Below are 25,055 nucleotides of genomic sequence, written 5' to 3' on the forward strand. Positions count from 1 at the left end.
TCAGATCCGATCCCGGTTCCCGCGCCTGCTACTTGACTCGATCGCGCAATTGGCCATCGGTCCCGAACAATTCGAGCCGCCACTGCTCCAGGAGGGCGGTGGTGTCGATGTCGTCGGGGTGGAAGTCGCGGACCATGTAGGTACGCAGCTCTTTCATCAACCCGCGCACCACCGGGCCACGGAAGAGCTCGATCGCCTGTCGGGTCACCGTGATCGGATGCCACGCAGTGCGATCGGCGAGTATCGAGGCGATCACGGCGACGGACAGGAACGGGATGACCCCGTAATACATCACCGCCATGGCCAGGATGCGCGTCTCCTCGGACCCGTCGACGGCACGAAACACGTCGAAGGCCACGGATTTGTGTTCCAGCTCCTCGAAGGCATGCCAGTCGAGCAGATGCCACACCTCGGGATCCCCCGGTATGGCCCGGATTTCCTCGTTGGACAGCACCCGCTGCGCCATGGTCGCCGTGTAGTGCTCGGCGGCGGCGGTCAACGCCAGGTGCAGGTGCCGCGGCAAGAGCCGCTCCGCGCGGACGAGCGTCTTCTCCCGACGTGAATCCTTGGGGAAGTCCGCCACTTTGACGAAGAGATAGCCCAGCTCGATGAGCTGGTGATTCAGCACCCGATGCTGGTTGCCGTGGACCGCCTCTTGGCCGATGAATCCGGCCACCCGCTTCTTCAGCGCCGGGTCGGTGATCTCGTCCGCGAAGCGCCGCACCGAACGAATGAAGGACTCCTCGCCCGGCGGGAAGCCGCCCGACAGCAGGGCAACGAGATGACTCAGGACGATATTGCCTTCGATGAAATGCCGCTGGATCGGCTCCAGCTGTCCGAACCGGAAGCGCATCCGGCGAACTTTCGGGTAGGCGACCGAGGTTGGCAACGACGCTGTTGGTTTACTCATGACATTCCTTGCGTGACAAACAGATTGAAGAGGGGCTGACTCCGCGCCCTATTTGAGGTGATCGACGAGCGATCCGTCGGGGCCGAAGAGCTGCTCCTGCCACCGCCGCAGCACCGCTGCGGTGTCGATGTCGTCGGGGTGGAAACCCGGCCGCATGTACTTGGCGAGTTCCTTCATCAGCCCGCGAAACACCGGACCGCGGAACAGTTCCCAGCTCTGCCTGGCCAGGGTCACCGGCTGCCTGCGGGCGATCGGATCCCGCGCGAGCGACACCATCAGATTGCCGTAGGTGAGTGGCATCGTCAGCGCGTACAGCGCGAGCATCACCCCGATCCGGGTGACCTCCGATCCGCCGATCTCGCGATAGACATCGAAGGCCACCGACTTGTGTTCCATCTCTTCGTAGGCGTGCCAATACATCAGGTTCCAGATCTCCGGCTCCGCCGGAATCGCCTGGATCTCCTCGCTGGTCAACATCCGCTCGGCGAGCACCGCCGTGTAGTGCTCCGCCGCGGCCGTCATGGCGAGGTGAACGGTCGCGGGCAGCCGTTGCTCCAGCCGGGTCAGCGCGGCGCGATACTGCTCGGTGTCCATCCATTGGAGGTAGTCGTAGCCGAGCGCGAACAGTCGCTCGTTGAGATGCCGGTGCTCGTGCCCATGCATCGCTTCCTGTCCGATGAACGCGGCCACCCGCTTCTTCAACACCGGATCGGTGATCTGGTCGGCGAACCGGCGCACCGAGCGGATGAAGCTCTCCTCTCCGGCCGGGAATGCCGCCGAAAGCCCTGCGACGAAGTGGCTGAACACCATGTCGTTCTCGACGAAGTACTTCCCGTTCGTCTCGGACTCGCCGAAGCGGAACTTGATGCGTCTGACCTTGGGGTATGCCGCAGGTCGCCGGTCTTTGCTCGTTGCTGTTGCCATGTCCGCCACCACTCTGTCTGGGACAATTCCGCCTGGCTCTAATTTATCGACCGACGCGTCGGTCGTCAATATGAATCGGACACAGAGAGCCGGTAAGCTACCGGAGTGACCGTTTCGGAACGTCGCGGCAGAGGCCGACCCGTCGACCCCGACCTCGTGCAACGCAGGCACTCGGACCTCATCGAGGCCGCGACGGAGGTCTTCGCGGAAATCGGTTACACGAAGGCGGGCATCGCCGACATCACCCAGCGCGCAGGACTCGGAAAGGGCACGTTCTACCAGTATTTCGACAGCAAGAAGGACGTGTTCGACGGTGTGATCGACCAAGCCGTCAACGAGGTAAGCCTGCTGATCATGACCGAAACCAGCACGCTGGCACACGGTTCGATCGACGATCTCGAGCACAGCATCCGCACCGTGGCCACCCGCCTGTTCACGATGGCCGACGAACGACCGCACGCCGTGCGCATGCTCGTCGAGGGCATCCAGGACGAAGACATCAGAGCCAGACTGCTCGGCCTGAGCGCGAATCTGGAAGCGACAACGGCCATCACGCTGCGACACGGTGTCGACGCCGGCGCCCTCCGCGCGGATGCCGATGTCGACTTCGCCGCACACCTACTGCTGAGCCTCGCACTCGGCGGACTGCTGCGCATCATCCGCGGCGATCTCACCGACCCGGTGGTCCGCGCGAAGTACGTGGAATCCGCCGTCGCCACCGCGCGCACCCTGCTCGGCCCCCAATAGACCTGGCGCCAACCATGATCGACGATTCGATGCCAACAGGCAGGCTCGACCGCGGCCGCTTGCTCGGTGGCGCGGCCACCACGCACGCGATGCGAGTGGCGAAGACCCGGTTGTCGATGATCGGACGTTCCGAGCGGGCCAGGGAACTGCTCGCCGAACAAGCCACCATCCAGGCGGTGGAACACCTGGTGGCGTTGCTCGGCAGCATGAAGGGCGCCGCCATGAAGATCGGGCAGACCCTGGCACTTGCCGACCTGGAGCTGCTGCCGCAGCCGCATCGCGACCGGATCCGAGCCACCCTCAGCACCCTCTGCGACCAGGCGCCCCGGGTTCCGTTCGCCTCGATGCGCAAGGTCATCGAAACCGACCTCGGCCCGATCGCAACGCATTTCGCCGAATTCGACGCGGAGCCGGTGGCCGCGGCATCCATCGGCCAGGTCTACCGAGCACGCCTGCACGACGGACGCGTGGTGGCGGTCAAAGTGCAATACCCCGGGGTGGACCGTGCCGTGCGAGCGGATCTGCAGAATCTCGCCCTGTTCGCCAAACTCTCGCGCACGCTGCTTCCCGCGTTCACCTCGACACCGCTACTGGAGGAGATCCGGCTCGGCATCGAGAGCGAACTCGACTATCGCGCAGAGGCACTCACGCAGCACCGGGTCGCACAGTCGTTCCGCGATCATCCCTTCATCCGCATCCCCGACAGCCTCCCCGAGCTGTCCAGCCGACGAGTTCTGGTCACCGAATACTTCGCGGGCCACGCGTTCGCACACCTGCGTGACCTGCCCGTCGCCGAGCGAAACCGCATCGGGGAACTGGTCTTTCGCTTCTACATCGGCTCGATCTTCACCGACAACGAGTTCTGCGGCGACCCGCACCCAGGCAACATGCTGCTCGGCGACGACGGCACGCTCGCCTTCCTCGATTTCGGCCTCTACCGGCAGATGGACCCCGACCTGGTCGACTTCGAACGCCGATGCCTGCGCGCCGCGGCGGCGGGCCGCGCGGACGACCTCTTGGCCATGCTCCTCGGCGGCAACGTCTTCGACCCGGCAGCCGGACTCACCGCCGCCGAATGCCTGGACTACATCAATGCCGCCGCCGACTGGTCACTCACCGACGCCGACATCACCATCACCCCGGCGCTGGCCACCGGCGCGTTCGCCGCGGCGGTCGACCCGCGCCGCACCCAGCCCGGCGTCGACGCGCTGCGCCTGCCTGCCGAGCACGCGCTCCCCCGCCGCGTCGAATTCATGGTGCTCGGCATCCTCGGCCAGCTTGGCGCCACCGGCAACTGGTACCGCATCGCGCGCGAGTGGCTCGACGGCGATCCGCCCGCCACCGACATCGGTCGTCGCATCGCGGACTGGCGGCGCAGCCGCGCGCTGCCGTAGCGACGGAATACCCGACACCGTCACCGCCCGATCATCGAAACAACACTCCTCGTCCCGACAGGCCGCTCGGCATGGCTCACCTGCGGGTGCTGCGTCGCTGGACCTTTCGTACCTGTCGACATAAACCGTTGTGCCGCATAACTTCTGATCCCATGACCAGAGAGCGCCTTGACGTGCCGTCCGCCGAGACACTTGCACCACTTGCCGAAGACCTGTTCGGCGTGGTGGCGACGGCGACCCCACTGCCGGGCGAGTGCCAGGTGAATGCCAGGCTCGATGTCGATGGGCGGCCGACGTACCTGCTCAAAGTGTATGCCGCCGAAGCCGATGCGCCCGAGGTCGCGCTGCAAGATGCGGTGCACGCCTACCTCGGGAGCGTGGCCGCACCGATTCCGACTGCGACGCTGCGGAACTCGGCGACCACCACGGTCGACGGCACACCAAGGGTGGTTCATCTCCTCGACTGGGTGGACGGCCGGGTGTGGGCCGAGGCCGGTCCCGCCGATACCGAGCGGCTCCTCGCACTCGGCGCGGCCGTCGCCAGGCTCGATGCGACGCTGGCCGGCTTCGAGCACCCCGGGCTGGACCGGCCGTATCGCTGGAATCCCTTGCACGCCACGGAACTGACCAGGGTGCTGCCTCTGCTGACCGATCGAGACGGTCCGGTGGTCGATCATGCGTTGGCCCGGCTGGCCGAACTGTTGCCTACCCTGCGACAGCTGCCACAACAGGCAATCCACAACGACGCCAACGACTACAACGTGATCGTCGCCGACGACGGCGCCATCGCAGGCATCATCGATCTCGGCGACATCGTCCGCGCACCACGGGTGTGCGGTGTGGCTGTGGCGATGACCTACGCCCAGTTGGGGGTCGCCGACCCGCTGTCAGCCGCGGCGGCCGTGGTCTCCGGGTACCACGGCGAATCTCCGCTGACCGCAACCGAACTCGCACTGCTGCCCGATCTCGTCGACATCCGGCTCGCGATCAGCATCGCCAATGCCGCCGAACAGCGCGCTGCAGATCCGGGCAACGAGTATCTCGACATCAGCCAGCCGCAGATCCGGCAGCTCGTCGCCGCGCTGGCAAGCCACCCGCGCCCACTGCTGCACGCGCGGCTACGCGATGCCTGCGGGTACCGGCCCGTCGCCGTCGAACGCGCCATCGTGTCGTGGCTGCGTTCGGCGGACTGTGATCCCGCGCCGATACTGCGCACGGCGCCCGCGACGGTCAGCCGGTATCGCGAGGAACGCGAAACAGGTGTGCGCATAGGTATTGATCTATCGGGCATCGCCGGCGAACCGGTGTGCTGCCCGCTCGACGGCATCGTGACCGCGGTGGACGACCAGAGCGCAACGGTGCTGCTCGAACACCGCACCACCGACGGAACGCCATTTTGGCTGCGCCTCAGGCATTGTGACGCGCGAACCGTTGTCGTTGGTGATCGCGTTCGGCGCGGCGACCCGCTCGGGCGAATCGGTGACGACGAATCAGCTGTGCAGGTGCAACTCTTCACCACACTGCTCGGTTCTGGCGCGGATCTCCCCGACGTCGTGCACCCCAGCGAGGCGGATGTCTGGGAGAGCATTTCCCCGGATCCGAACCTGCTGCTACGCCTCCCGGCGATGGTGGCGGCCAGACCACACCGCGCCGCGGCCGCCATCGCCGCGCGCCGCAGGGCGAACCTGTCCGGCACGTTGTCCTTGAGCTACCGCGAGCCGCTGCACATCGTGGCGGGCCAAGGCGCCGAACTGATCGACGCGCACGGCGCGCGCTACCTCGACCTGGTGAACAACGTCTGCCATGTGGGGCATTGTCACCCCCGCGTGGTCGAAGCGCTGTCGGCACAGGCGAACACACTGAACACCAATACGCGCTACCTGCACGCGAACATCACCGAATACGCGCGCCGGCTCGCGGCCACCTTCCCCGACCCGCTGAATACGGTGTTCCTCACCAACTCCGGCAGCGAGGCCAACGACCTCGCGCTGCGACTCGCCCGTACCGCGACCGGGCGCGACCACACGCTGGTGCTGGACTGGGCTTACCACGGCAACCTGAGCTCGCTCATCGACATCAGCCCGTACAAGTTCAACCGGTCCGGTGGCACCGGACCCGGTGCACGGGTCCGCGTGTGCCCGGTGCCCGATCCGTACCGCGGACAGTTCGGTGCCGACGGGCCGCGATACGTGACCGAGTTCGCCGCGCACTGCGCCGAACTGGCGGGCGCGGGAACCCCGCCCGCCGCGTTCATCCACGAGTCGATGCCGGGCTGCGCCGGGCAGATCGAACTCGCCGACGGGTACCTCGCGGACGCCTACGCGACCGCGCGGGCCGCGGGCGCGCTGTGCATCGCGGACGAGGTGCAATGCGGTTTCGGCAGGGTCGGCACCCATATGTGGGCATTCGAGCATCACGGTGTGGTCCCCGACATCGTCACCGTAGGCAAGCCGATCGGCAACGGTCACCCCATCGGCGCCGTGATCACGACTGCCCGGGTGGCACGTGAGTTCGTCACGGGCATGGAGTATTTCAACACCTTCGGCGGGAATCCGGTGTCCTGCGCGGTCGCGCTGGCCGTCCTCGACGTGGTGGAGGACGAACGACTGATGGCGCAGGCTCAGCTCGTCGGCGGCAGGCTCGAGGCCATGCTGATCGCGTCTGCCGACCGGCACCCGGCGATCGGCGACGTGCGTGGTCGCGGCCTGTTCCTCGGCATCGATCTGGTCACCGACAGGCACACCAAACATCCGGAGCGTGCTCTCGCCAAACGCGTTGTCGAACTGGCCAAACGCGAAGGCGTACTGCTGTCGACCGACGGGCCCGCGGACAACGTGCTGAAGATCAAGCCTCCGCTGGTGTTGACCATGGCTCAGGCAGAGCGCGCGGCGGCGGTGCTCGACAGCGCACTCACCGCAGCGGCGGGATGACAGGTCGACCGAATAGCCGGAAGGTTCAGCGTTCGAGAACTTTTCGGTATTGCAGCGCCCACCAGACCTCGAGAATGCTGCGGGCGTCGCGCAGGCTGGTTTCGGTGAGACGTTCGAAGCGGGTGATGCGGTAGCGAACGGTGTTGGGGTGCAAGTGAAGTTGTTCGGCGGTGCGGTCGACCCGCATATCCGTGGCGAGGTAAACCTCGACAGTGCCGAGTAGTGCGTCGACCGCGTCACCGGCGCCGAGCGGGGCGAGGTAACGCGCGACCATTTCGGCACCGATCTCGATGTCGGCGACGACCGCGGGGAGCAGGCCGAGGCCGGGCAGGTCGTGGGTTCCCTTGCTGCCGAACGCGATTGCGGTCGTCATGGCGCGCGTCGCGAGCCGGAACGAGGATTCGAGCCGGTCCGGGCGGACCGCGGGCCCGAGGCCGACCGGGACCGGCAGATCCGTTGGCGGCGCATGGTCGACGAACCCGACCAGGTCGCCGTCCACCAAGGCCGCCAGGCCACGCGGCCTGCCATGGATGGGCGTCAGGTCCAGTGCCCGCTCCAGGTCGCGCAAGTCGACGGCCTCGGTCGGGCGGGAACGGAACGCGTGATAGTCGCGGTCGTAGGCGAGTCCGTAGCCCTCCATCTGCATCCGGATCGACGCGGGACTCGAAGTGCCGAAAAGGATTCCGCGCACCAGATCGGCGCGGTGGTTCTGCTGGACGCGGGCGATCTCGAACTCCGCGACGTGGTGGCCCCTGGCGGAAGCGAGCATGGCGGTGTCCGCGATACGCAAGAGGTCGTGCGACAGGTCCAACAGCACGCCGTCGCTGACACCGTCCTTGCGCCCGATGGCGATCAGGTCGTCGAGCAGCATGCGGCTGGCCAGGTGCCAGCCAGCGAACACCTCGTCCAGCGACACGCCCTGTCTGCCGCGGACCTCGCCGTGCTCGGCGAGCGCGGCCAGATCCGCGGCATCGAAATCGCGGCCATCGCGGATCGTGTCGAAGACGACGGTCAGCGCGGCGAGCGTGGTGGGGACGAGTGCGTCGGCGGGCAGGTTCGCGTAAGTGGGAATCTCGACCCGCATGCGTTCGACGAAACGCTCCGCGAAAGCAGCGCCCCCGGCGACCAGCGTCATGAGCAGATCGCGCGCGCCTGGCCCCCGTGCTGCGGGCTGAATCATGCTGCCGATCATACCGATGAGTTTGGATCTGTCCACAATCATGCTGCGACGACTTCAGCTTCAGGGCCATTGTGACGTGCACATTTGATCCGGATGATTGTGACGATCAACGATAACGAGGTATGCGGGGTAACCATGTCAGTGACCGGTGCGCTGTCCAGAAACGACGCGACAGGGAGCGCCGCACTTGCCGCGTCGACCCTCTGCGAGGCATTCCAGATCACCGCCGCCGAGCGGCCGACACAGGTCGCCCTGCGCACGCCCGGCGACGAGGTGACGATCACCTGGTCCGGCTACGCCACCCGGGTACGCCGGATCGCCGCCGGACTCGCCGCCCTCGGCGTGCGCCGCGGCGACACGGTCGGGCTGATGCTGGTGAATCGCCCTGAGTTCCATCTGGTCGATACGGCCGCGCTGCACTTGGGTGCGACGCCCTTCTCCCTCTACAACAGCTCCGCGCCGCAGCAGATCGCGCAGCTCTTTGCCAATGCGGGCAACCGCATCGTGGTGACCGAGGCCCAGTTCCTGCCGAAAGTCCGTGCGGCGCTGGCAGGCTCGGCAGTCACCGAGGTCATCGTGGTCGACGGCGGCACCGATGCCCGCACGCTGGACCAGCTGGAAGCCTTGGGGGACAACGACTTCGACTTCGAGGCCAGCTGGCGCGCGGTGCGGCCCACGGACCTGGCCACGCTCATCTACACCTCGGGCACCACGGGCCCGCCCAAGGGTGTCGAGCTCACCCACGCGAACCTGCTCGCTGAAGTAGCCGCAGTACAGGACCGGGCCCCGATGTCCGCGGGCGGCAGCACCGTCTCCTACCTGCCGACGGCCCATCTCGCGGATCGCTGGATCGCGCACTATCACGCCTCGATCGCGTTCGGCTGCACCGTCACCTGCGTCGCCGACCTGTCCACCGTGGTCGCGCACTTACCGGAGGCACGGCCCACCGTCTGGGGTGGGGTGCCGCGCGTCTTCGAAAAGATCAGGGCGGCACTGGAAGCGGCAGGATGCGTCGATCCCGCTGCCATGACCGACGCAAGCCGCGCCGCGATCGTGGCCGGGCTCGGCCTCGATCGGTGCCAGTACCTGGTGATAGGTGGTGCGCCGGTGCAGCCAGAGTTGGTGGCCTACTTCGGTGCGCTCGGTCTGCCGCTCAGTGAGGTGCTCGGCATGTCGGAGACCTCCTGTCTGGTCACGATGAATCCGCCCGATGCCGGCAAGATCGGCAGCTGCGGGCAGCTGCTGCGCGGCATGGAGGGCATGCTAGCCGACGACGGCGAGCTGCTGCTGCGCGGGCCGTTGATCATGGCGGGATATCGCGGTGAGCCCGAACGCACCCGCGAGGTCATCGACGCCGAAGGCTGGTTCCACACCGGGGATCTCGCGGACATCGACGCCGACGGATATGTCAGCATCATCGGCAGGAAGAAGGAGTTGATCATCAACTCCGCCGGAAAGAACATGTCGCCGGTCGCGATCGAATCCGCCATCAAGGCGGGACATCCGCTGATCGGCCACATTGTGGCTGTCGGCGACAACCGGCCGTACAACGTCGCACTCATCGTGCTCGACCCGGACGCGTCCGCCGCTTTCGCCGAACGCAACGAGTTCGCCGACCGCAGCACGGCGGCGCTCGCTGCCGACCCTGCGGTGCACGAGGTCATCTCGAAGGCCGTGGCGGCGGGCAACTCTCGACTGTCCCGCGTCGAGCAGATCAAACGATTCGCCATCCTCGCCGCCGACTGGCAGGCCGACTCCGACGAGCTGACGGCGACCATGAAGCTCAAGCGCAAGCCCATCGCCGACAAGTACGCCGACACGATAGCGCGGCTGTACGATCCGGAACTGGTCAAGCAGACGACCACGGAAGGCACGGCCTGACACCATGATCGCACTCACCGAGCTGGCGCTGCCGCTCATCGTCGCGCCGATGACGAAGGTCTCCGGCCCCGAGCTGACCATCGCCGCCTGCCGCAGCGGAGTGATCGGCTCCTTCCCGACGCACAATGCGCACAGCACCGAGGAACTCGGCGAGTGGTTGACCCGGATCGCCGCCGCCGATCTGCGTATCCCCTTCGCCGCCAACGTGATCGCGCACCGCAGCAACGACCGCAGAGACGAGGATGTGGCCTGCCTGGTCGAGCACGGCGTCGAACTGGTGATCGCCAGCGTCGGCGCGCCAGGCCCGATCGTCGAGCCGCTACATCGCGCCGGATGCCAGGTCTATGCCGACGTCGCCAGCCTGCGGCACCTGGATCGGGCGCTGGAATCCGGCGTTGACGGCCTCGTCCTGCTCACCGCGGGCGCGGGCGGACAGACCGGGTGGGCCAATCCGTTCTCGTTCGTGCGGGCGGTGCGTGCGCGGTTCGACGGGCCGATCGTGCTGGCGGGCGGCATCAGCGACGGTGCGGCACTCTGGGCGGCCAGGGTCCTCGGCGCCGACCTCGGCTACATGGGCACGAAATTCATCGCGACCACCGAGAGCCTGGCCGGTGACGAATACCGCAGTGCCCTGGTCGATTCCACAATGGACGACGTCACCACGTCGGCAAAGCTGACCGGCCTGCCCACCAATGTGCTGCGCTCCTGGCTGGATTCGGTCGACGGCGACCAGGCGACCAGCGGGTTCGATCAGCAACGACTTCTCGATCCGCGCGATGCGTGGAGCGCGGGTCACAGCGTGTCCGGCGTCACCGAAATCCGTTCTGCCACCGACCTCATCGCGCAGACGCGCCAGGAGTACGAGCTGGCACGCAAGCAGACCATCGCCGCCGCGACCGACTGATCCGCGCCGTCGGTCAGGGGTTCAAGTGATGGCCGAATCGGCGGGATCCGGGAGCTCGACCGCGGCCATCAGGGCCGTGTGCGCGGTGGCGGCATCAGTGGTCGACGAGATCACTTGGAGCACGATCATTTCTCCGGCGCCGCCGTGGACGTACATCGTGTTGCCGAGTTCGAAGGGGTAGGCATCGAGTTGGACCGCGTGGTCGTTCACGGTGATCTGCCTGGGGGCCGGCGGCCAGCTCGCCTGGTCGTAGACGACGCGTGACACGAGCCCGAGTCGAACCGCCAAAACCGCCAGTAGGTCCGGCAATTCGGCACTGAGATCGTCGGATCGGGGCCACCAGGCGCCGTCGATGTACGCGTCCGGCCTGCCCTTCGGGCGCAGCCGCAGCCGCGGCGTGTACTCGGGCCGGACGCGATGACGCGTGGCATGCCGGTGGTACAACCGCATCGGTGTCATGGTGATGCTCCTGCCCTCGACCGCCGAGCCGAGTGCCCAGCCGCGCGGTGCGTTCTTCTCAGTACACGCGTGCGCGACGAGGGTGTCAACACTGTAGGTCTACTGACGCGTAGTACAGTGAACAACTTCCACTGAAGGAGGCACCCGTATGGCCGACAAGCCGACCAGCCGCACCCGATCCGGCGTCACCGACGCCGGCGATGGGAAGGGTGATGGCCCGATTACGCGAGCGGCGGTGCTGGCGGCGGCACTGCAGATCGTCGATCGGAACGGGGTCGACGGGCTGTCGATGCGGCGACTGGCCGAGGCAGTGCGGCGGGATCCGATGGTGATCTACCGGCATGTGCCGAACAAAGCCGCGGTGCTGGACGGCGTGGCCGAGGTCGTCTTCGCGCAGTTGTCGGTGGATGCCACGGATTCGGATTGGATGTCCCAGTTACGTTCGGTGGCAAGAGATTTCCGGGAGCTCGCGCTGGCACATCCCCGCGTGGTGCCGTTGCTGGTGACCCGGCCACTAGCGACGCCGCTCGGCTTGCGCCCGAAAGCGGTGCTGCAGCCGCTCGAGGACATCCTGGCCCTGCTGACGCACGCCGGATTCTCCGGACCCGATGCGCTGCATATCTATCGGGCGCTGTTCGGGTTCCTGTACGGGCACGTGCTCAACGAGCTGCAGGAAATCGTCGAGAATCCCGAGGAAACCGACGATCTGCTGCGACTCGGCCTGTACCGGCTGCCCATCGGGGAGTTCCCGCTGCTGCGCGGACTCGCACCGACACTGGCGGCATACGACGGCGCGGCCGAACTCGAACGCGGCCTCGACATCCTGCTCACCGGCCTCGCGGCGAACCTGCCTCGCGATAACGGCGCAGATAAACACTGAGTCTACGCCGTAACACTACGTCGTAGACATACGCTGTCTTCACGCATAGGCTGAAGGCAACCGGTTCGCGTATTCGAAACAGGCTCTCCGCAGCCGACACCGCAGAATCGGGGACTGGAAGTCAAGCCATGACCGGCAGGAACAAGCTCACGGACCGACTGCGCACGGCGCGGGTCCATCTCGACAAACACCTCGACACCGGGCAGCGCAGGCCCGCTGGCGCCGCACCGGCGCACGGGCGCAGTGCGCTGCAGCGCGCCGTAGACATGCTGCGGAACACGCTCCGGCGCTGAACCCGCACTCCGCCCCGGTGCACGCCGATTCTCCTCGGCTTGTCCAGACAGCAGGCACCGGGAGGCGGGAGAGGAACACATGGCAATCACAGAAGTCGCCGTCTACGCGCATCTGAGCCCCGCCGATGTCGCATCGCTCGGGCGCGATCTCGATGAGATCCGCCGTGATATCGAGGCGCGTCGCGGGGCCAGAGATGCGCGATATATCCGGCGCACCATCACCTTTCAACGCATTCTCGACGCCGCGTCCCGGCTGACGATCGCCGTCAGCCGGGGCAAGCTCGGCTGGCTGCTCGGCACCGCGGGCTTGGCGACGGCGAAGAGCATCGAGAACATGGAGATCGGCCACAATGTCGGCCACGGCCAATGGGATTGGCTCAACGATCCCGAAATCCGTTCCAACACTTGGGAATGGGACATGGCTGGGCTGTCGTCGCAGTGGCGATATTCCCACAACTTCCGCCATCACGTCTATACGAACGTGCTCGGCATGGACGAGGACATCGGCTTCGGCGTCATGCGGGTGACCCGAGACCAGCCGTGGCGACCGCGCTTCCTGCTGCAACCGCTGCAAAACCTCTTGCTGGCAGCCACTTTCGAATGGGGCATCGCCCTGCACGATTTGTACTCCGAGCAGGAGCGGGTGGCGACCCCCGCCGCGCGGGCCGCCGAGACGAAGGCCTTGATCCAGAAGATCGCCAGGCAGACCGGCAAGGACTACGTCCTCCTCCCGAGCCTGAGCGGACGGCGATGGCGACGCACCCTTGCCGCGAATCTGACGGCCAATATCGCACGCAACCTCTGGGCCTACGTGGTGATCTTCTGTGGCCATTTCCCCGACGGCGCAGAGAAGTTCACGCCTGCGGCGCTGGCGGACGAAACCAAGGCGGACTGGTATCTACGACAGATGCTCGGCACCGCGAATTTCGACGCAGGCCCGGTGCTTGCCTTCCTCAGCGGCAATCTCTGTTACCAGATCGAGCATCACCTGTTCCCCGACCTGCCGAGCAACCGCTATGCCGAAATCGCCGTGCGGGTCAGGGCACTGTGCGCCGAGTACGACATCCCCTACACCACCGGCCCGCTGCTGCACCAATACCTGCAGACCTTGCGCATCATCAACAAACTCGCCATGCCCGACAGCTTCCTGAGCGACGCACCCGAAGCAGCGCCGGAGCAAGATCGCCACGGCCGCAACGGATTCACCACCGGAACCGACATCAGGCGCGGACGGGGCCATGCGACGCTGCGCACGGCAGCCGCCCTGCACCATTAGCCGACACGGCACCGAATCCCGGAATGCAATTACTGACCGGGTTGCAGCACGTCGACGTGGCAGTCACCGACCCTCGGGTAATGTCTGCTCGCGCAACATGTTCAGCGCTCGCGTCAAGGCACTGGCGACCTGCGTCGGCGAGACGCCGAAGAGTTCGGCGATGGCGAGCTGGCGCGGGAACTGGGCGAACCGCATGATCAGTACCTGGCGTTCCCGGTCGGCGAGCGCGCTGATCAAGGGCCGCGCGGTCAGCAGATCCTCGACGAGACGGTAGTCCGATTCCGCTGCGTCGAGGCAGCCCGGTGCGCAGTAATCGGCTTCCGTGCTGCGTTCCCCGAGCGAGGAGCCGCGGAATGCGTTGCGGGCGACCAGCGCCTGCGTGACATCGACGCGGTCGACGCCGAGTTCGTCGGCGATTTCCGTGACGGTGGGCAGGTGGCCGAGGCGCCGGCACAGCACATCGACGACGGGGTCGATCGTTTGCCGGATGTGCTCGCGCCGCTGCGACATCCACACCGACCAGGTGACGCCCCGGAAGCGCAGGCGAATCTCGCCCATGATCGTTGGCACCGCGAAGGCCAGGAACGGTGCGCCGCAGTCCGGTTCGAATCGATCGACGGCAAGCACCGCCCCGACCCGAGCACAGTGTTGGACGTCGTCGACGTTCTCCGCAGGGGCGGTGAACCAGCAAGCAAGGTGTTCGGCCAGCGGCAGGCATCGCTCGATCAGGTCATCCCGCAAGGCTTTTCGCCGGCGATCAGTGGGCGCCAACGCGGCGAGCTCGGCGAACAACGGCTCGAGATTGTCGTAGCTGTCAGCGCGAAGGCGACTACTCGGCGTCCTCGCGACGGTCGATACCGAGTGATTGCTCATGGGTTCTGCCTCGAATCCGGCTGAGTCGGTGGCGGATACCCGAGCATCGACGGTGGCGAACAGGGTCGGCATCGAAACCTTCGCGCGGATCTGCTGACTCTCTCCAGTAGACACCTCGGGAAAGATCATGTCAACAGTGTAGGTCTACACTATGAACCTACAGGGTTTCAGCAGCTCGACCTGCGTGCATAGAGATCGGATATGACCTGTTCAGCCCAGGCCAGGAAACCCCAACGTCGTCGACATATGGCACCAGCCAACCGCGAAACCAGACTCCCGTGACCCCCTTGATCCACCCCGCCGACTCGGCGACGTCCCGATCGGATGCCCCCGGTCGACCACATCTTCTTCGCCATGCCGCCGCCGGGCTCGCGTGGACGCTGATATTCGCCTATCTGCTCGCCGAACTCGTCACTGCGACCGCCTGGCCGACCGCGTACAGCTTCCGCCACGACACGATCAGCGATCTGGGGGTCACCACCTGCACCCCGAATATGTGTTCGCCGCTGCATGTGGTCATGAACGCGGCGTTCGTCGCGCTCGGACTGATCACGATCGTCGGCGCGATCGGATTCCGGGACTACATTCCGCATGGACGACGGCAATGGTCGATCGTCGCGCTCGCCGTCATCATCGGACTCAGCACGGCGGCAACGGCGGTGTTCCCGTCCAATGATGGTGCCGTCGTGCACTTTCTGGCAGTACTGCCCGCGTTCGTCTCGCGGCACATCGTGCTGATCCTGCTGGCGGTGTGGCTCTGGAAGCAGCGGCGACTCGTCGCGGTGTGGTCGGCACTCTGCGCGGCGACCGGAATCACCGGCGCGGTACTGCTTGCCATCGGCCTGCAGGTCGGCATCACCGAACGCCTCGTCTTCTACCCGCTACCGGCGTGGATGGCCGTGATCGGCGCGGCAAGTGCGCTGACACTCCTGCGAGCAGCGCTCATCCCGGTTCGGGCACCGCGGCTGTCGCGCAGGAACGTTCGATGAGCTCCAGGAGTCCGTCCACCGCCGCCAGCGAGGAGCACGAATCGGCGAAGGTCAGGTCAGGAAGCTGCTCGGACCGGGCCACGAACGCGGTGTCGGCCTCCGACCAACGCACCTGGATAGCCGACAATCGGATCCACCGTCGCGTGTCCTGCATGACGTTGCCCACCTCCCTGTGGTCGAACACCGAATCGCCGGTGGGAGTACGCCATGCGCCAGCGGCGATTTCGGTGTTGCCTTTCCCAGTAGACGACAGCTCGAATGTTATGTCAACGCTGTAGACCTACGTTTCGTTCTAAAACGTAGCCCTACAACGTTGACAGTCGATACCGTGCAGCGTCTACTTGAGGTACGTCCACGCCTCAGTGGACACGAGAAGGGCCGCGACGAGGACCGATCGGCCAGTGTTCGGAATTCGGGTCGAGAGGTGCTGAATGAACGGAACGCGCGACGGGCCCCCGGTCGACGGGTCGCGGACTCACCACAGCCCGCTTACTCGGGCGGCGGTTTTGGCGGCCGCACTCGAAATCATCGACGCGGGCGGTGTCGACCGACTGTCCATGCGCCGCCTCGGTGACATGCTCGGCCGCGATCCGATGGCGCTCTACCGACACGCCGCGAACAAAGCCGCGGTACTCGACGGTGTCGCCGAGCTCATCTGGGCGCAGCTCACCGTCGATACCTCCGATCCGGACTGGCGCCATCAACTGCGACTGATCGCCCGCGATTTCCGCCGCATCGCCGTCGACCACCCCCATATGGTTCCGCTGCTGGTCACCCATCCGCTGGCCACCCCACTCGGATTGCGCCCGGTCGGCACCCTGCGGCCACTGGAGCACATCCTCAGCCTGCTCACCAAAGCGGACTTCACCGGAACCGACGCACTGCACATCTACCGCGCGTTGTTCGGATTCCTCTACGGCCACGTCCTCACCGAACTGCAGGAAATCGTCGAACGCCCCGAGGAGCCAACCGATTTGCTGCGCTTGGGCCTGTATCGCCTACCGGTCGGCGAGTTTCCGCTGCTTCGCAGTCTCGCCTCGGAGCTGGCCGCCTACGACGGCGTCGAAGAGCTCGAACGCGGTCTCGACATCTTGCTCACCGGGCTCGCAGGCCCCCTGCCATCGGGGCCCGAATCAGCATGACCATCATCGGGCTCGCCACGCAGCCTGCGACCGGCGGTCCGCACCGCCGGTCGCACTGAACTACCTCGGCATGATCGGCGAGGTCGCCGATTGCGGTGCCGAGCCGTCGTGGTGGCTCAGTCCAGGAACCACCACGTCGGACACTGCGTGTCGAGTCAGCGAATCTTCTCCGGGATCGAATCGAGTGCGCGCAGCACCTGGACTGCGAGTTCGTTCGCGGCGTTGTCGTCGAGTCCGGAGTGCGCCTTGACGACGTCCCTGACTCGAATCACTCGACGCTCGTACGGCGTTTCGACTGCCATTGACTTGTTTCCTATCGGTAGTAGGTGGTCTCGTTACCGGCCGGGCGGGCACAGACGCACGCTCGATCCAGCCCGCGCTCCTTGGTCGCGGCGCAGTACCGGACTCCTATCGGATCGTGCGCTTCCCACGCGTGCGGGCATGCCGGACAAGAGGATTCGCTCGATGCGGAGGCCTCGGAGGTGCCGTGCCCGGTCGACGGCGATTGCTTCACAAGAGAAGTCCTCATGACTTCGCGTCCGATCTCGAGGTGGTGCGCGGTCAACGGACAGGGGAGAGCGGGAGGCAAATCCCTTCCACTCATTGACCGTAGATACTGAGTGTAGTCCTACAATGTTGACATGGCCTATCGGGGCGTGTACTAGCAGACTCGCCCTCAACTACAAGTGATGCCTACAGCGTAGAATCACACTGTAGAGCCCACGAGAGGGGTGCCGGTCATGACGTCACAACCAACCAAAACCAACCCCGGTCGGCAGACGTCGGCGATCCATCAGCTGCGGCTCGAACTCGATGCCCGCGGCACCGGGGCCTTCGACGGGTTCTGGTGGCCACACAGCCGAGATCTCGCCGGGGAGCTCCCCGGCCTGCTCGCGATGCTGCGGACCCAGCTCGGCCCGATCCATCGAGTGATCTACCACACCGACGAATGGGCCGCCGCCGCGCGACAGCTCGACTTCGCCGGACGTCAGGTACGGCTGGACGGCTACCGGAACACGGCCGCCCGCACTCTCGAAATCCTCGGAGTCGGCACCCACCTGACCCTCCAGATCATCACACCGCTCGCCGACAGCGACATGACTGCCGTACAACAGCGTTGGGATTCCGAAGACGGAGCAGGAAGTAGCTCGCGAGCGCGGATCCGAGGCCGGACGGCCGCACGCTGAGCCGCGCCGACCTTCGCTGCGGGCAGTCGACGCCGACCTAGCGGCCGATGGACACGCGACGGCTACCGCACTCCCAAAAATGGGATGCGCCGGGGGAATTCGAATGGATACAGTGCAAGGCGCGTCAAGATCGCAGACAACGGTTGATCCGCTCCCTCGGGTTGCGGGTTCAAGTCATGGCCGGGTCGGCGGGATTCGGGAGCTCGACCGGTAGAGCTGCTCGCCGTCGATCGACCCGCAGGCTCGATTGTTTCTCGGGCAGGCGGCTGTTGTGCTGCCGAACTCCGACGCGCCTGAACGCGCACCCGACGGCGCACGCTTTTTCGCGTGTGTCCGAAATGTCGTGGACGCGTGTGCAGTCGGGCCGATAAACCTACTCTCGCCGGAAAGGGCGTAATTGCCATGCGCATATTCACCATCGCACGTCCGAACGACGACGACGCAGCCCGAAATGTCCGAAATGGCGACGCGTCGACGTCTTCGAGCCATGCCGAGCAGCATGCATTGCATCGCAGCCACGGCGGCAGGCTCAGCTACCAGCGACCAGCATCGAATGAGCTGCTGCTCCTCGCGGCCTCGTCGGTAGTGCGGATCCGCTGACCCGACGCGGGCCCCGCCGCTACGGGGTCCGCGCCAACACCTCACGTCCGGCATAGCCGAGCAGCCTGCGATGCGCGGGCTGCCCTTCCTCGACAACGACTTCGGCGCCGAAGATGCCGGGCGCCCGGAACTGGTCGATGCCACCCCTGGCCTGCATGGTCGCGAGAAGTTCGCCACAAAGCACGTCGTCGGTCAGATCTGCCCTGCCGATGGCGACCGCGATATCGACCCCGTGCACAACCAGCTCGGTCAGGTGCACCAGCGCCGCCATCGGTGCAGGCAACGCACCGAGCGGGATGCTCACCGTGTTGTCCAACGCGTCGGGCCGATGCCAGGCCGCCCGATCCACCTCCGCCGCCGCCGCGTACGCGCCCTGCGGATCGCCGCCGAGCCAATCGGATTCGTGATCGGCGCCCGAATCCGTGCCGCTCAGCGCAGCAGCGAAGATGTGCATGCCGCCCACCGTGTGGTTCAGCACGGCACGCACATCCCACTCCCGACACGGCGTCGGCGCGGCCAAGGAACTCTCGTCCAGGGCTGCGACGATCACGCTCGTCGCGTCGAGTGCACGGTCGATCTGTCCGATCACGTTGTCCATGAGCTTCCTTCGGTCGAACGGTCTGGCTGAATTGGTAACACAGGCGGGCGACATATGGAGGCCGTTGCGAAAGCTGCTCGACGCGAAATAGGTTGCCAGCAGTGTGCTTCTCGGTGACCGATGGATAAAGCGGAGTCGCAGGCCGAATACATCTCGGTACAGTGTGCAATGCGGGCGGTACACATGCAACGTGGGTCTTTAGTAGACATGAAAACTGTTGTCTCCCCGTAGTTGTGACCGTAGGGTGCACCACACATTCTTTCTTCGGGGCAGACGATTTCGACGCCGCATTCCACCGAATGGTGTCGTGCGGCGTCGAATTCGTCACTTCGCCGAGACCAGAGCCGGCCCGCCGAGTCGCGGTCATTTCGCATACTCGGTGGCAGCCCGCCCGAACTACCCGAGCACGGGATAGTTCGCCCGAATAATCGACCGCGGATCACGCGCCTGCTTGACCGCACGCAACCGGTCGAGCACCGCCTCGTCGAAGGCCGCCGCGGCCGACTCCGCCGGAGTCAGGAAGGTGTACGGCTTCAGCCCACTGATGTGCCCGCCGATCGCGTCGACGATCTCGGCGTTCCTGGAATGGATCGCGTCGACGAGATGCGGCAGCGCCAAGCCGAGGGTGTAGAGCAGGTAGGGCTCGGCCACCGGACCCCGCGCACCCGACGCAGGACCGGCCAGCGCACCACCGAGATGACGGATCTGAATGTCGACCAGCGGGGAAATCTGCTCGTCCACCAGAGTTTTCACGACCGCGTCGCCGAGATCGGTGAGCAGCTCACCGCGCGAGATCGACGCGCTCGGGTCGGTGGGTTCGGCGGTGATGTCGCCGACGGCACTGACCGGAAGCACACCGCGCTTGTCCACGATGGCGTCGCCGATCGCATCCAGACCCGCAATCAGCGCGCGTCCCGCGTCGGCCGCACCCAGGTAAGCGACATCCATCGCGACCATGGGCGGCGCGTCCGGGAACTGAAAGCGATGGAACCACACCGACAGCTCGTCCGGCGCCGCCGCGGTGATCTCCTGGAACGCCTCGAACACGGCCCTGGTCTTGCCTGCGGGCCACATCATCCGGCCGCCGTAGAACTCGGGCACGGGGAACAACTCGAATTCCAGCGCGGTCACGACGGCGAAGTCACCGCCGCCACCGCGCAACGCCCAGAACAACTCCGGATTGTGCTCGGCGGTGACCCGCGCCTGCCTGCCCGTCGCGTCCACGACCTCGAAGGCGCGCACCGCATCCGAGGCCCACCCGTACTTGCGGCTGAACCAGCCGTGCCCGCCGCCGAGTGTGTACCCGGTGACCCCGACGACCGGATTGCTGCCTGCCAGACCGGTCAGCCCGTGCGCGGACGCCGCGGCCTGCACCTGCCCCCACTGCACACCGGCGCCCACCTTCGCGATCCGGCGCTCGGCGTCGATGGCCACACCGCCGAGTCCTTTGGTGCGCAGCAGGATCGCGTTATCGATCCCGCCGGACGCACCGTGCCCGGTGGGTTGCGCGACCACGGGGACGCCCGCCCGCGCGGCGTACCGCACCACGGCGGCAACATCGTCGGCGTCCGCGGCCTGCACCACCGCGGCCACCGGCTGGGTCACCGCGAGCGACCACGGGCGGGCCGCCCCGTCGAACCCCTCGTCGCCGGGCACCAGCACCCGGCCGGGCAGTGCACTACGCAGTTCTTCGAATACCATTGCCGATTCCTAACTTTCACTGCTGTTCATGATCAAGATTGGCGCGAAGCAGCGAAACAGCTAAATCGACAATTCGGCGTCGCGAATTCGAGCCCCGTCCGTGGCACCGCTTCTCGTCCGCCGGGCTCGTACAATTTCGTGGTTCGCGCCGCGACTACCCCATTGACGACGCAGCGCGCGAAAACGTGACAAGCAACAGCTCAGCGACCCGAAGTCAGGTCGTGTCGGCCCGTCCGCCGTGCCCCGGCTCGTCGGGCCGCGTGGTGATGCCGTGCTCGGTCCCCTCGTCGGCCTCCTGGTCCGGCTCGGGATGTTCCGGCTCGAAGGTCGCGGGCAACCCCTTGATGTGCTTGTTCATCGACCGCACCAGCAGCACGGTGCCTGCCAGCAGAATCAGGATGAGGACCAACCCGAGCGGCGACGCCTTGCCGAACTCGGGTCCGGTCGGGGTGCCTGGGGTCTGGGCGAGCAGTACCAGCATCACCGCTGCTCGTCTTCGATGCCTGCGAACAGATCGGTCTCCGGCAGCGCCGTACGCACCCTGGTCTTGGCCAGCTCGAATTCCTCAGTGGGCCACAGCCGCTGCTGCATCTCCAGCGGGATGGCGAAGAACGCGCCGTTCGGGTCGATCTGCGTCGCGTGCGCACGCAGGGCATCGTCACGCTGCGGGAAGTACTTGGCGCAGTCGATCTGAGTGGTGACCCTGGCGAACACGTCGCCGCGCTCGGGAACGTACTTGCGCATCCGATCCAGCCACTCCTGCAGCGGGAACGGCTCGCCGATCCGCTCGTACTCCTCGGCGAAGACCTCCATCCGCCGCGCGGTGAACCCGTGGGTGTAGTACAGCTTCAGCGGCGTCCACGGCGCGCCGGCCTGGGGGAACTGCGCGGGATCGCCCGCCGCCTCGTAGGCCGCGACCGACACCTCGTGGCAGCGGATGTGATCGGGGTGCGGGTAACCGCCGAGCTCGTCGTAGGTGACGATCACGTGCGGCCGGAACTCACGCACCAGCCGGACGAGGGCCTCGGTGGACTCGGCCAGCGGCACCAGCGCGAAGCTGTCTTCGGGCAGCGGCGGCAGCGGGTCACCTTCCGGCAGTCCGGAATCCACGAAGCCGAGCCACTGCTGCCGCACGCCGAGCGCACGCGCCGCCGCGGCCATCTCCTCGCGGCGAACCTCGTCGATCCGGTCGAGGATGCCTGGGGTATCCATCGCAGGATTCAGGATGCTGCCACGTTCGCCACCGGTCAGTGTGACGATGAGGACGTCGTGTCCTTCGTCGGCATAGCGTGCGGTCGTCGCGGCACCCTTGCTGGATTCGTCGTCGGGGTGGGCATGGACCGCCATGAGGCGAAGGCCACTCACGTCTCGTTCACCGTCGCTCTCGCTCGCGGGTGTCTGGTCTTCGTTCCCTATAGTTCCATTCGACCGACTTTTGTTCCGACGTACCCCCCGGGAGCGATCTTTTGACCGAGCGCGAAGAGGCGGCTACTCCGGTGACGAGCCAAAGGCCGACCGACCGGTATGGGACACGCCCGGCGGTACGCCGTCGCTGGACACCGGTCGCCCTCACCGTTGCCGTTGTCCTGCTCGGGTGTCTCGTCGCCTTCATCGGATACCAGAAGTACGGCCCCAAGGACATCGACTCCGAGCAGCTCGGCTACACGATCCTCGACGATGCCACGATGAGCGTCCGAATCAAGGTCACCCGCAAAGACCCGAGCAAGCCGGTGGTCTGCTTCGTCCGCGCGATGGCCCGCGACAGCGTCGAGGTCGGCAGGCGCGAAGTGCTGGTCGAGCCCTCGACCAGCGGCACGATCGAGCTGACCACGACGGTCAAGGCATCCTCGCGCCCCGCCTCGAGCAGCATCTACGCGTGCAGCAGTCAGGTGCCCAGCTATCTTCGAGCAGGGTGATTTGCCCCTTTTGCCGTACCATTGTTCCTCGAAATTAACTCCGACCTGCATGTTTGTGATTCATGCTAAAATGGCTTGATACACGGTTCCGGGGTTCGGAGCCGTGTTTGCTGCATTGGCGGCCAGCGCTATCAGTTCCGGGTTCTCAGTTTGCCCGGAACTAAAGCCTGTCGGGGTTCGACGAACTTCCCAGGATCGCTCTAGCCGTCGACTGGTGCGTGCCCGCCCCACGGGTGGGTACTGCGGCAGTTATCAGGGAATCCCGGCCTGCCGGGAACAACTACTAGGGAGTGATCGAGATGACTGAGACGCAAGTGACTTGGCTGACCCCGGAGTCGCACGACAGGCTCAAGGGCGAACTCGATGCGCTCATCGCCAATCGTCCCGTCATCGCCGCCGAGATCAACGAACGTCGTGAAGAGGGTGACCTCAAGGAGAACGGCGGATACCACGCCGCGCGCGAGGAGCAGGGCCAGCAGGAGGCGCGCATTCGCCAGCTGCAGGAACTGCTGAACAACGCCAAGGTCGGCGTCGCGCCGACCAAGTCCGGCGTCGCACTCCCCGGCTCGGTCGTCAAGGTCTACTACGACGGCGACGAGTCCGACACCGAGACCTTCCTCATCGCGACCCGCGAAGAGGGCCTGAACGACTCCAAGCTGGAGACCTACTCGCCCGCGTCCCCGCTCGGCGGCGCGCTCATCGACGCCAAGGTCGGCGACACCCGCGAGTACACGCTGCCCAACGGCAAGACCATGAAGGTCACGCTGGTCAGCGCGGAGCCGTACCACAGCTGACGCTGCGGGCCGGGTCGCATCGCGACTCGCCCGAGCATGTCCCCTGAGACACGAGCGGCCGCACCCGGAACCCAGGTGCGGCCGCTTCGTCATCTCGGCTGTCCCCTAGTCCTTCAGCGCCTGGGCGACATCGGCGAGCAGGTCGGCGGCGTCCTCGATGCCGACCGAGAGCCGCACCAGATCGGCGGGCACCTCCAGCTCGGAGCCCTCGGTGGAGGCGTGCGTCATCGCGGCCGGATGCTCGATCAGCGATTCCACCCCGCCCAGCGACTCAGCCAGCGTGAAAACCTTGGTGCGCGAGCAGAACTCGCGGGCCGCGTCCGGGCCGCCGTGTAGTCGCACCGAGATCATGCCGCCGAACCGGCGCATCTGCTTGGTGGCGATCTCGTGCCCCGGGTGCTCGGGCAAGCCCGGGTAGATCACCTTGGCGATGGCCGGATGCCCGGACAGGAACTCGACCAGGGTCTCGGCGTTGTCGCAGTGCCGATCCATCCGCACGGCCAGCGTCTTGGTGCCGCGCATCGTGAGGAACGCGTCGAACGGGCCTGGCACCGCGCCCGCGCCGTTCTGCAGGAACGCGAATGCGGCATCGAGCTCGGGATCGTTGGTGATCAGCGCGCCGCCGACGACGTCGGAGTGGCCGCCGAGGTACTTGGTGGTTGAGTGCGTGACGATGTCCGCGCCGAGCAGCAGCGGCTGCTGCAGGTACGGGGTGGCGAAGGTGTTGTCCACCACCAGCTTCGCGCCTGCGGCGTGCGCGATATCGGCCAGCGCCGGGATATCGCCGATGCTCAGCAGCGGGTTGGTCGGCGTCTCCACCCAGACCAGCTTGGTGTTCGGCCGGATCGCCGCGCGCATCTCGTCCACGTCGAACACGTGGGCGGGCGAGTGCTCGATGCCCCACTGGCTGAACACCTTGTCGATCAACCGGAAGGTGCCGCCGTAGGCGTCGTCCGGGATGACGATGTGATCACCGGGACGCAGCGTGGCGCGGATCGCACAGTCGGTGGCGGCCATGCCCGAGGCGAAGGCCCGGCCGTAGGTGCCCGATTCGAGGGCGGCGAGGTTCGCTTCCAGCGCCGACCTGGTCGGGTTTCCGGTCCTGGCGTACTCGAAACCGCCACGCAGACCGCCGACTCCGTCCTGGGCGAACGTCGAACTCGCGTAGATCGGTACGTTCACCGCACCGGTCTGCGGGTCTGGATCGAATCCGGCATGCACGGCACGTGTGGAGAACCCCAGCTCACTCATGGACCCCAGCCTAATTGGGAGCGATCAACCGGCAACTCCAAGCTCGGTCGCACCGGCGCGTGACGGGAAGGCCCCGTTTCACACAGTCGACAACACCGGCGGGCCCCGAAGACATACCCGATCGTGCCGAAGATCTGGATCACGCCCACTAGCCGACAGGATAGATCGCCCTTCTTTCGGCCAGAAACCGATCTATTTACACAGCTAGACGGCTTGTGTCGGAATA

Annotated in this window: 26 protein-coding genes; 13 read left to right on the forward strand and 13 right to left on the reverse strand. The window is 66.1% G+C overall.

Annotation, left to right across the window (positions count from 1 at the left end; all coding sequences use genetic code 11):
* Positions 1-28: 28 nt before the first annotated feature.
* Together NA11_RS26015 and NA11_RS26020 are read right to left on the reverse strand one after the other, a co-directional pair.
* Complete coding sequence (locus tag NA11_RS26015) at positions 29-910, reverse strand: metal-dependent hydrolase (protein WP_069164621.1); 882 nt, start codon at positions 908-910, stop codon at positions 29-31.
* A 48-nt stretch (positions 911-958) separates the two neighbouring features.
* A complete protein-coding gene (locus NA11_RS26020) occupies positions 959-1,834 on the reverse strand; it encodes a metal-dependent hydrolase (RefSeq protein ID WP_069164668.1) in 876 nt (291 codons plus the stop codon).
* Between the two features lie 105 nt (positions 1,835-1,939).
* Between NA11_RS26020 and NA11_RS26025 the strand changes: the two genes are divergently transcribed.
* From NA11_RS26025 to NA11_RS26035, 3 genes are all read left to right on the forward strand, one after another.
* Positions 1,940-2,581 carry a TetR/AcrR family transcriptional regulator gene (locus NA11_RS26025; protein WP_069164622.1) on the forward strand — a complete coding sequence of 214 codons (642 nt, stop codon included), beginning with the start codon at positions 1,940-1,942 and terminating at the stop codon, positions 2,579-2,581.
* A gap of 17 nt (positions 2,582-2,598) precedes the next feature.
* Positions 2,599-3,975 carry an ABC1 kinase family protein gene (locus NA11_RS26030; RefSeq protein WP_069164669.1) on the forward strand — a complete coding sequence of 459 codons (1,377 nt, stop codon included), beginning with the start codon at positions 2,599-2,601 and terminating at the stop codon, positions 3,973-3,975.
* Positions 3,976-4,127: 152 nt separating this feature from the next.
* Positions 4,128-6,905: an aminotransferase class III-fold pyridoxal phosphate-dependent enzyme gene (locus NA11_RS26035; protein ID WP_069164623.1), complete on the forward strand. Its 2,778-nt coding sequence runs from the start codon at positions 4,128-4,130 to the stop codon at positions 6,903-6,905.
* Between the two features lie 25 nt (positions 6,906-6,930).
* On the opposite strand, the gene NA11_RS46725 is transcribed toward NA11_RS26035, so the two are convergent.
* On the reverse strand, positions 6,931-8,085 hold the full coding sequence (locus NA11_RS46725; protein ID WP_167837732.1) for a PucR family transcriptional regulator: 1,155 nt from the start codon (positions 8,083-8,085) through the stop codon (positions 6,931-6,933).
* Positions 8,086-8,220: 135 nt separating this feature from the next.
* Here NA11_RS46725 and NA11_RS26045 point away from each other — a divergent pair, with 135 nt between their 5' ends.
* Together NA11_RS26045 and NA11_RS26050 are read left to right on the forward strand one after the other, a co-directional pair.
* Positions 8,221-9,966, forward strand: coding sequence for an AMP-dependent synthetase/ligase (locus NA11_RS26045; RefSeq protein WP_069164670.1), 1,746 nt, complete (start codon positions 8,221-8,223; stop codon positions 9,964-9,966).
* A 4-nt stretch (positions 9,967-9,970) separates the two neighbouring features.
* The gene (locus NA11_RS26050; RefSeq protein WP_069164625.1) at positions 9,971-10,870 is read left to right on the forward strand and encodes an NAD(P)H-dependent flavin oxidoreductase; all 900 of its coding nucleotides are present in this window, start codon (positions 9,971-9,973) and stop codon (positions 10,868-10,870) included.
* Positions 10,871-10,891: 21 nt separating this feature from the next.
* On the opposite strand, the gene NA11_RS26055 is transcribed toward NA11_RS26050, so the two are convergent.
* Positions 10,892-11,329, reverse strand: a complete 438-nt coding sequence (locus NA11_RS26055; protein ID WP_069164626.1) for a DUF5994 family protein — start codon at positions 11,327-11,329, stop codon at positions 10,892-10,894.
* A gap of 148 nt (positions 11,330-11,477) precedes the next feature.
* Here NA11_RS26055 and NA11_RS26060 point away from each other — a divergent pair, with 148 nt between their 5' ends.
* From NA11_RS26060 to NA11_RS26065, 3 genes are all read left to right on the forward strand, one after another.
* Positions 11,478-12,209 carry a TetR/AcrR family transcriptional regulator C-terminal domain-containing protein gene (locus NA11_RS26060; protein WP_069164627.1) on the forward strand — a complete coding sequence of 244 codons (732 nt, stop codon included), beginning with the start codon at positions 11,478-11,480 and terminating at the stop codon, positions 12,207-12,209.
* 128 nt (positions 12,210-12,337) lie between these two features.
* Positions 12,338-12,502, forward strand: a complete 165-nt coding sequence (locus tag NA11_RS45835) for a hypothetical protein (RefSeq protein ID WP_167837733.1) — start codon at positions 12,338-12,340, stop codon at positions 12,500-12,502.
* 79 nt (positions 12,503-12,581) lie between these two features.
* A complete protein-coding gene (locus NA11_RS26065) occupies positions 12,582-13,778 on the forward strand; it encodes a fatty acid desaturase family protein (RefSeq protein ID WP_069164628.1) in 1,197 nt (398 codons plus the stop codon).
* A 63-nt stretch (positions 13,779-13,841) separates the two neighbouring features.
* Here NA11_RS26065 and NA11_RS26070 read toward each other — a convergent pair whose 3' ends face one another.
* Positions 13,842-14,780, reverse strand: a complete 939-nt coding sequence (locus tag NA11_RS26070; RefSeq protein WP_245746166.1) for a sigma-70 family RNA polymerase sigma factor — start codon at positions 14,778-14,780, stop codon at positions 13,842-13,844.
* A 149-nt stretch (positions 14,781-14,929) separates the two neighbouring features.
* Between NA11_RS26070 and NA11_RS26075 the strand changes: the two genes are divergently transcribed.
* On the forward strand, positions 14,930-15,640 hold the full coding sequence (locus NA11_RS26075; RefSeq protein WP_245746168.1) for a DUF998 domain-containing protein: 711 nt from the start codon (positions 14,930-14,932) through the stop codon (positions 15,638-15,640).
* Here NA11_RS26075 and NA11_RS26080 read toward each other — a convergent pair.
* The gene (locus NA11_RS26080) at positions 15,594-15,794 is read right to left on the reverse strand and encodes a hypothetical protein (RefSeq protein WP_141717849.1); all 201 of its coding nucleotides are present in this window, start codon (positions 15,792-15,794) and stop codon (positions 15,594-15,596) included. The genes NA11_RS26075 and NA11_RS26080 overlap by 47 nt on opposite strands.
* Before the next feature lie 277 nt (positions 15,795-16,071).
* Here NA11_RS26080 and NA11_RS26085 point away from each other — a divergent pair, with 277 nt between their 5' ends.
* On the forward strand, positions 16,072-16,782 hold the full coding sequence (locus NA11_RS26085) for a TetR/AcrR family transcriptional regulator C-terminal domain-containing protein (RefSeq protein WP_069164630.1): 711 nt from the start codon (positions 16,072-16,074) through the stop codon (positions 16,780-16,782).
* 155 nt (positions 16,783-16,937) lie between these two features.
* Here NA11_RS26085 and NA11_RS45840 read toward each other — a convergent pair whose 3' ends face one another.
* Positions 16,938-17,084, reverse strand: coding sequence for a DUF6307 family protein (locus NA11_RS45840; RefSeq protein WP_167837734.1), 147 nt, complete (start codon positions 17,082-17,084; stop codon positions 16,938-16,940).
* A gap of 11 nt (positions 17,085-17,095) precedes the next feature.
* A complete protein-coding gene (locus NA11_RS46375) occupies positions 17,096-17,386 on the reverse strand; it encodes an RGCVC family protein (protein WP_369691155.1) in 291 nt (96 codons plus the stop codon).
* Positions 17,387-17,522: 136 nt separating this feature from the next.
* Here NA11_RS46375 and NA11_RS26090 point away from each other — a divergent pair, with 136 nt between their 5' ends.
* Positions 17,523-17,969, forward strand: coding sequence for a DUF5994 family protein (locus NA11_RS26090; RefSeq protein ID WP_069164631.1), 447 nt, complete (start codon positions 17,523-17,525; stop codon positions 17,967-17,969).
* A gap of 619 nt (positions 17,970-18,588) precedes the next feature.
* Here NA11_RS26090 and NA11_RS26100 read toward each other — a convergent pair.
* The 4 genes from NA11_RS26100 to mca all read right to left on the reverse strand — a co-directional run bounded on the left by NA11_RS26100 (position 18,589) and on the right by mca (position 22,215).
* Entirely contained in the window at positions 18,589-19,167 is a 579-nt protein-coding gene (locus NA11_RS26100) for a TIGR03086 family metal-binding protein (RefSeq protein WP_069164633.1), read from the reverse strand.
* 396 nt (positions 19,168-19,563) lie between these two features.
* Positions 19,564-20,868 (reverse strand): FAD-binding oxidoreductase, encoded by a 1,305-nt coding sequence (locus NA11_RS26105; RefSeq protein ID WP_069164634.1) that lies wholly within the window; start codon positions 20,866-20,868, stop codon positions 19,564-19,566.
* A gap of 214 nt (positions 20,869-21,082) precedes the next feature.
* Positions 21,083-21,349 carry a hypothetical protein gene (locus NA11_RS26110; protein ID WP_069164635.1) on the reverse strand — a complete coding sequence of 89 codons (267 nt, stop codon included), beginning with the start codon at positions 21,347-21,349 and terminating at the stop codon, positions 21,083-21,085.
* Entirely contained in the window at positions 21,349-22,215 is an 867-nt protein-coding gene (gene mca, locus NA11_RS26115) for a mycothiol conjugate amidase Mca (RefSeq protein WP_069164636.1), read from the reverse strand. Before mca ends, NA11_RS26110 begins: the two co-directional genes overlap by 1 nt.
* Before the next feature lie 119 nt (positions 22,216-22,334).
* Here mca and NA11_RS26120 point away from each other — a divergent pair, with 119 nt between their 5' ends.
* Both NA11_RS26120 and greA read left to right on the forward strand, forming a co-directional pair.
* Complete coding sequence (locus NA11_RS26120; RefSeq protein ID WP_084655077.1) at positions 22,335-22,784, forward strand: DUF4307 domain-containing protein; 450 nt, start codon at positions 22,335-22,337, stop codon at positions 22,782-22,784.
* A 299-nt stretch (positions 22,785-23,083) separates the two neighbouring features.
* Positions 23,084-23,578, forward strand: coding sequence for a transcription elongation factor GreA (greA, locus tag NA11_RS26125; RefSeq protein ID WP_040738717.1), 495 nt, complete (start codon positions 23,084-23,086; stop codon positions 23,576-23,578).
* Positions 23,579-23,683: 105 nt separating this feature from the next.
* On the opposite strand, the gene NA11_RS26130 is transcribed toward greA, so the two are convergent.
* Positions 23,684-24,829 carry a cystathionine gamma-synthase gene (locus NA11_RS26130; protein WP_069164638.1) on the reverse strand — a complete coding sequence of 382 codons (1,146 nt, stop codon included), beginning with the start codon at positions 24,827-24,829 and terminating at the stop codon, positions 23,684-23,686.
* Between the last annotated feature and the right edge of the window lie 226 nt (positions 24,830-25,055).

The organism is Nocardia altamirensis NBRC 108246, assembly GCF_001612685.1.
Lineage (GTDB): Bacteria > Actinomycetota > Actinomycetes > Mycobacteriales > Mycobacteriaceae > Nocardia > Nocardia altamirensis.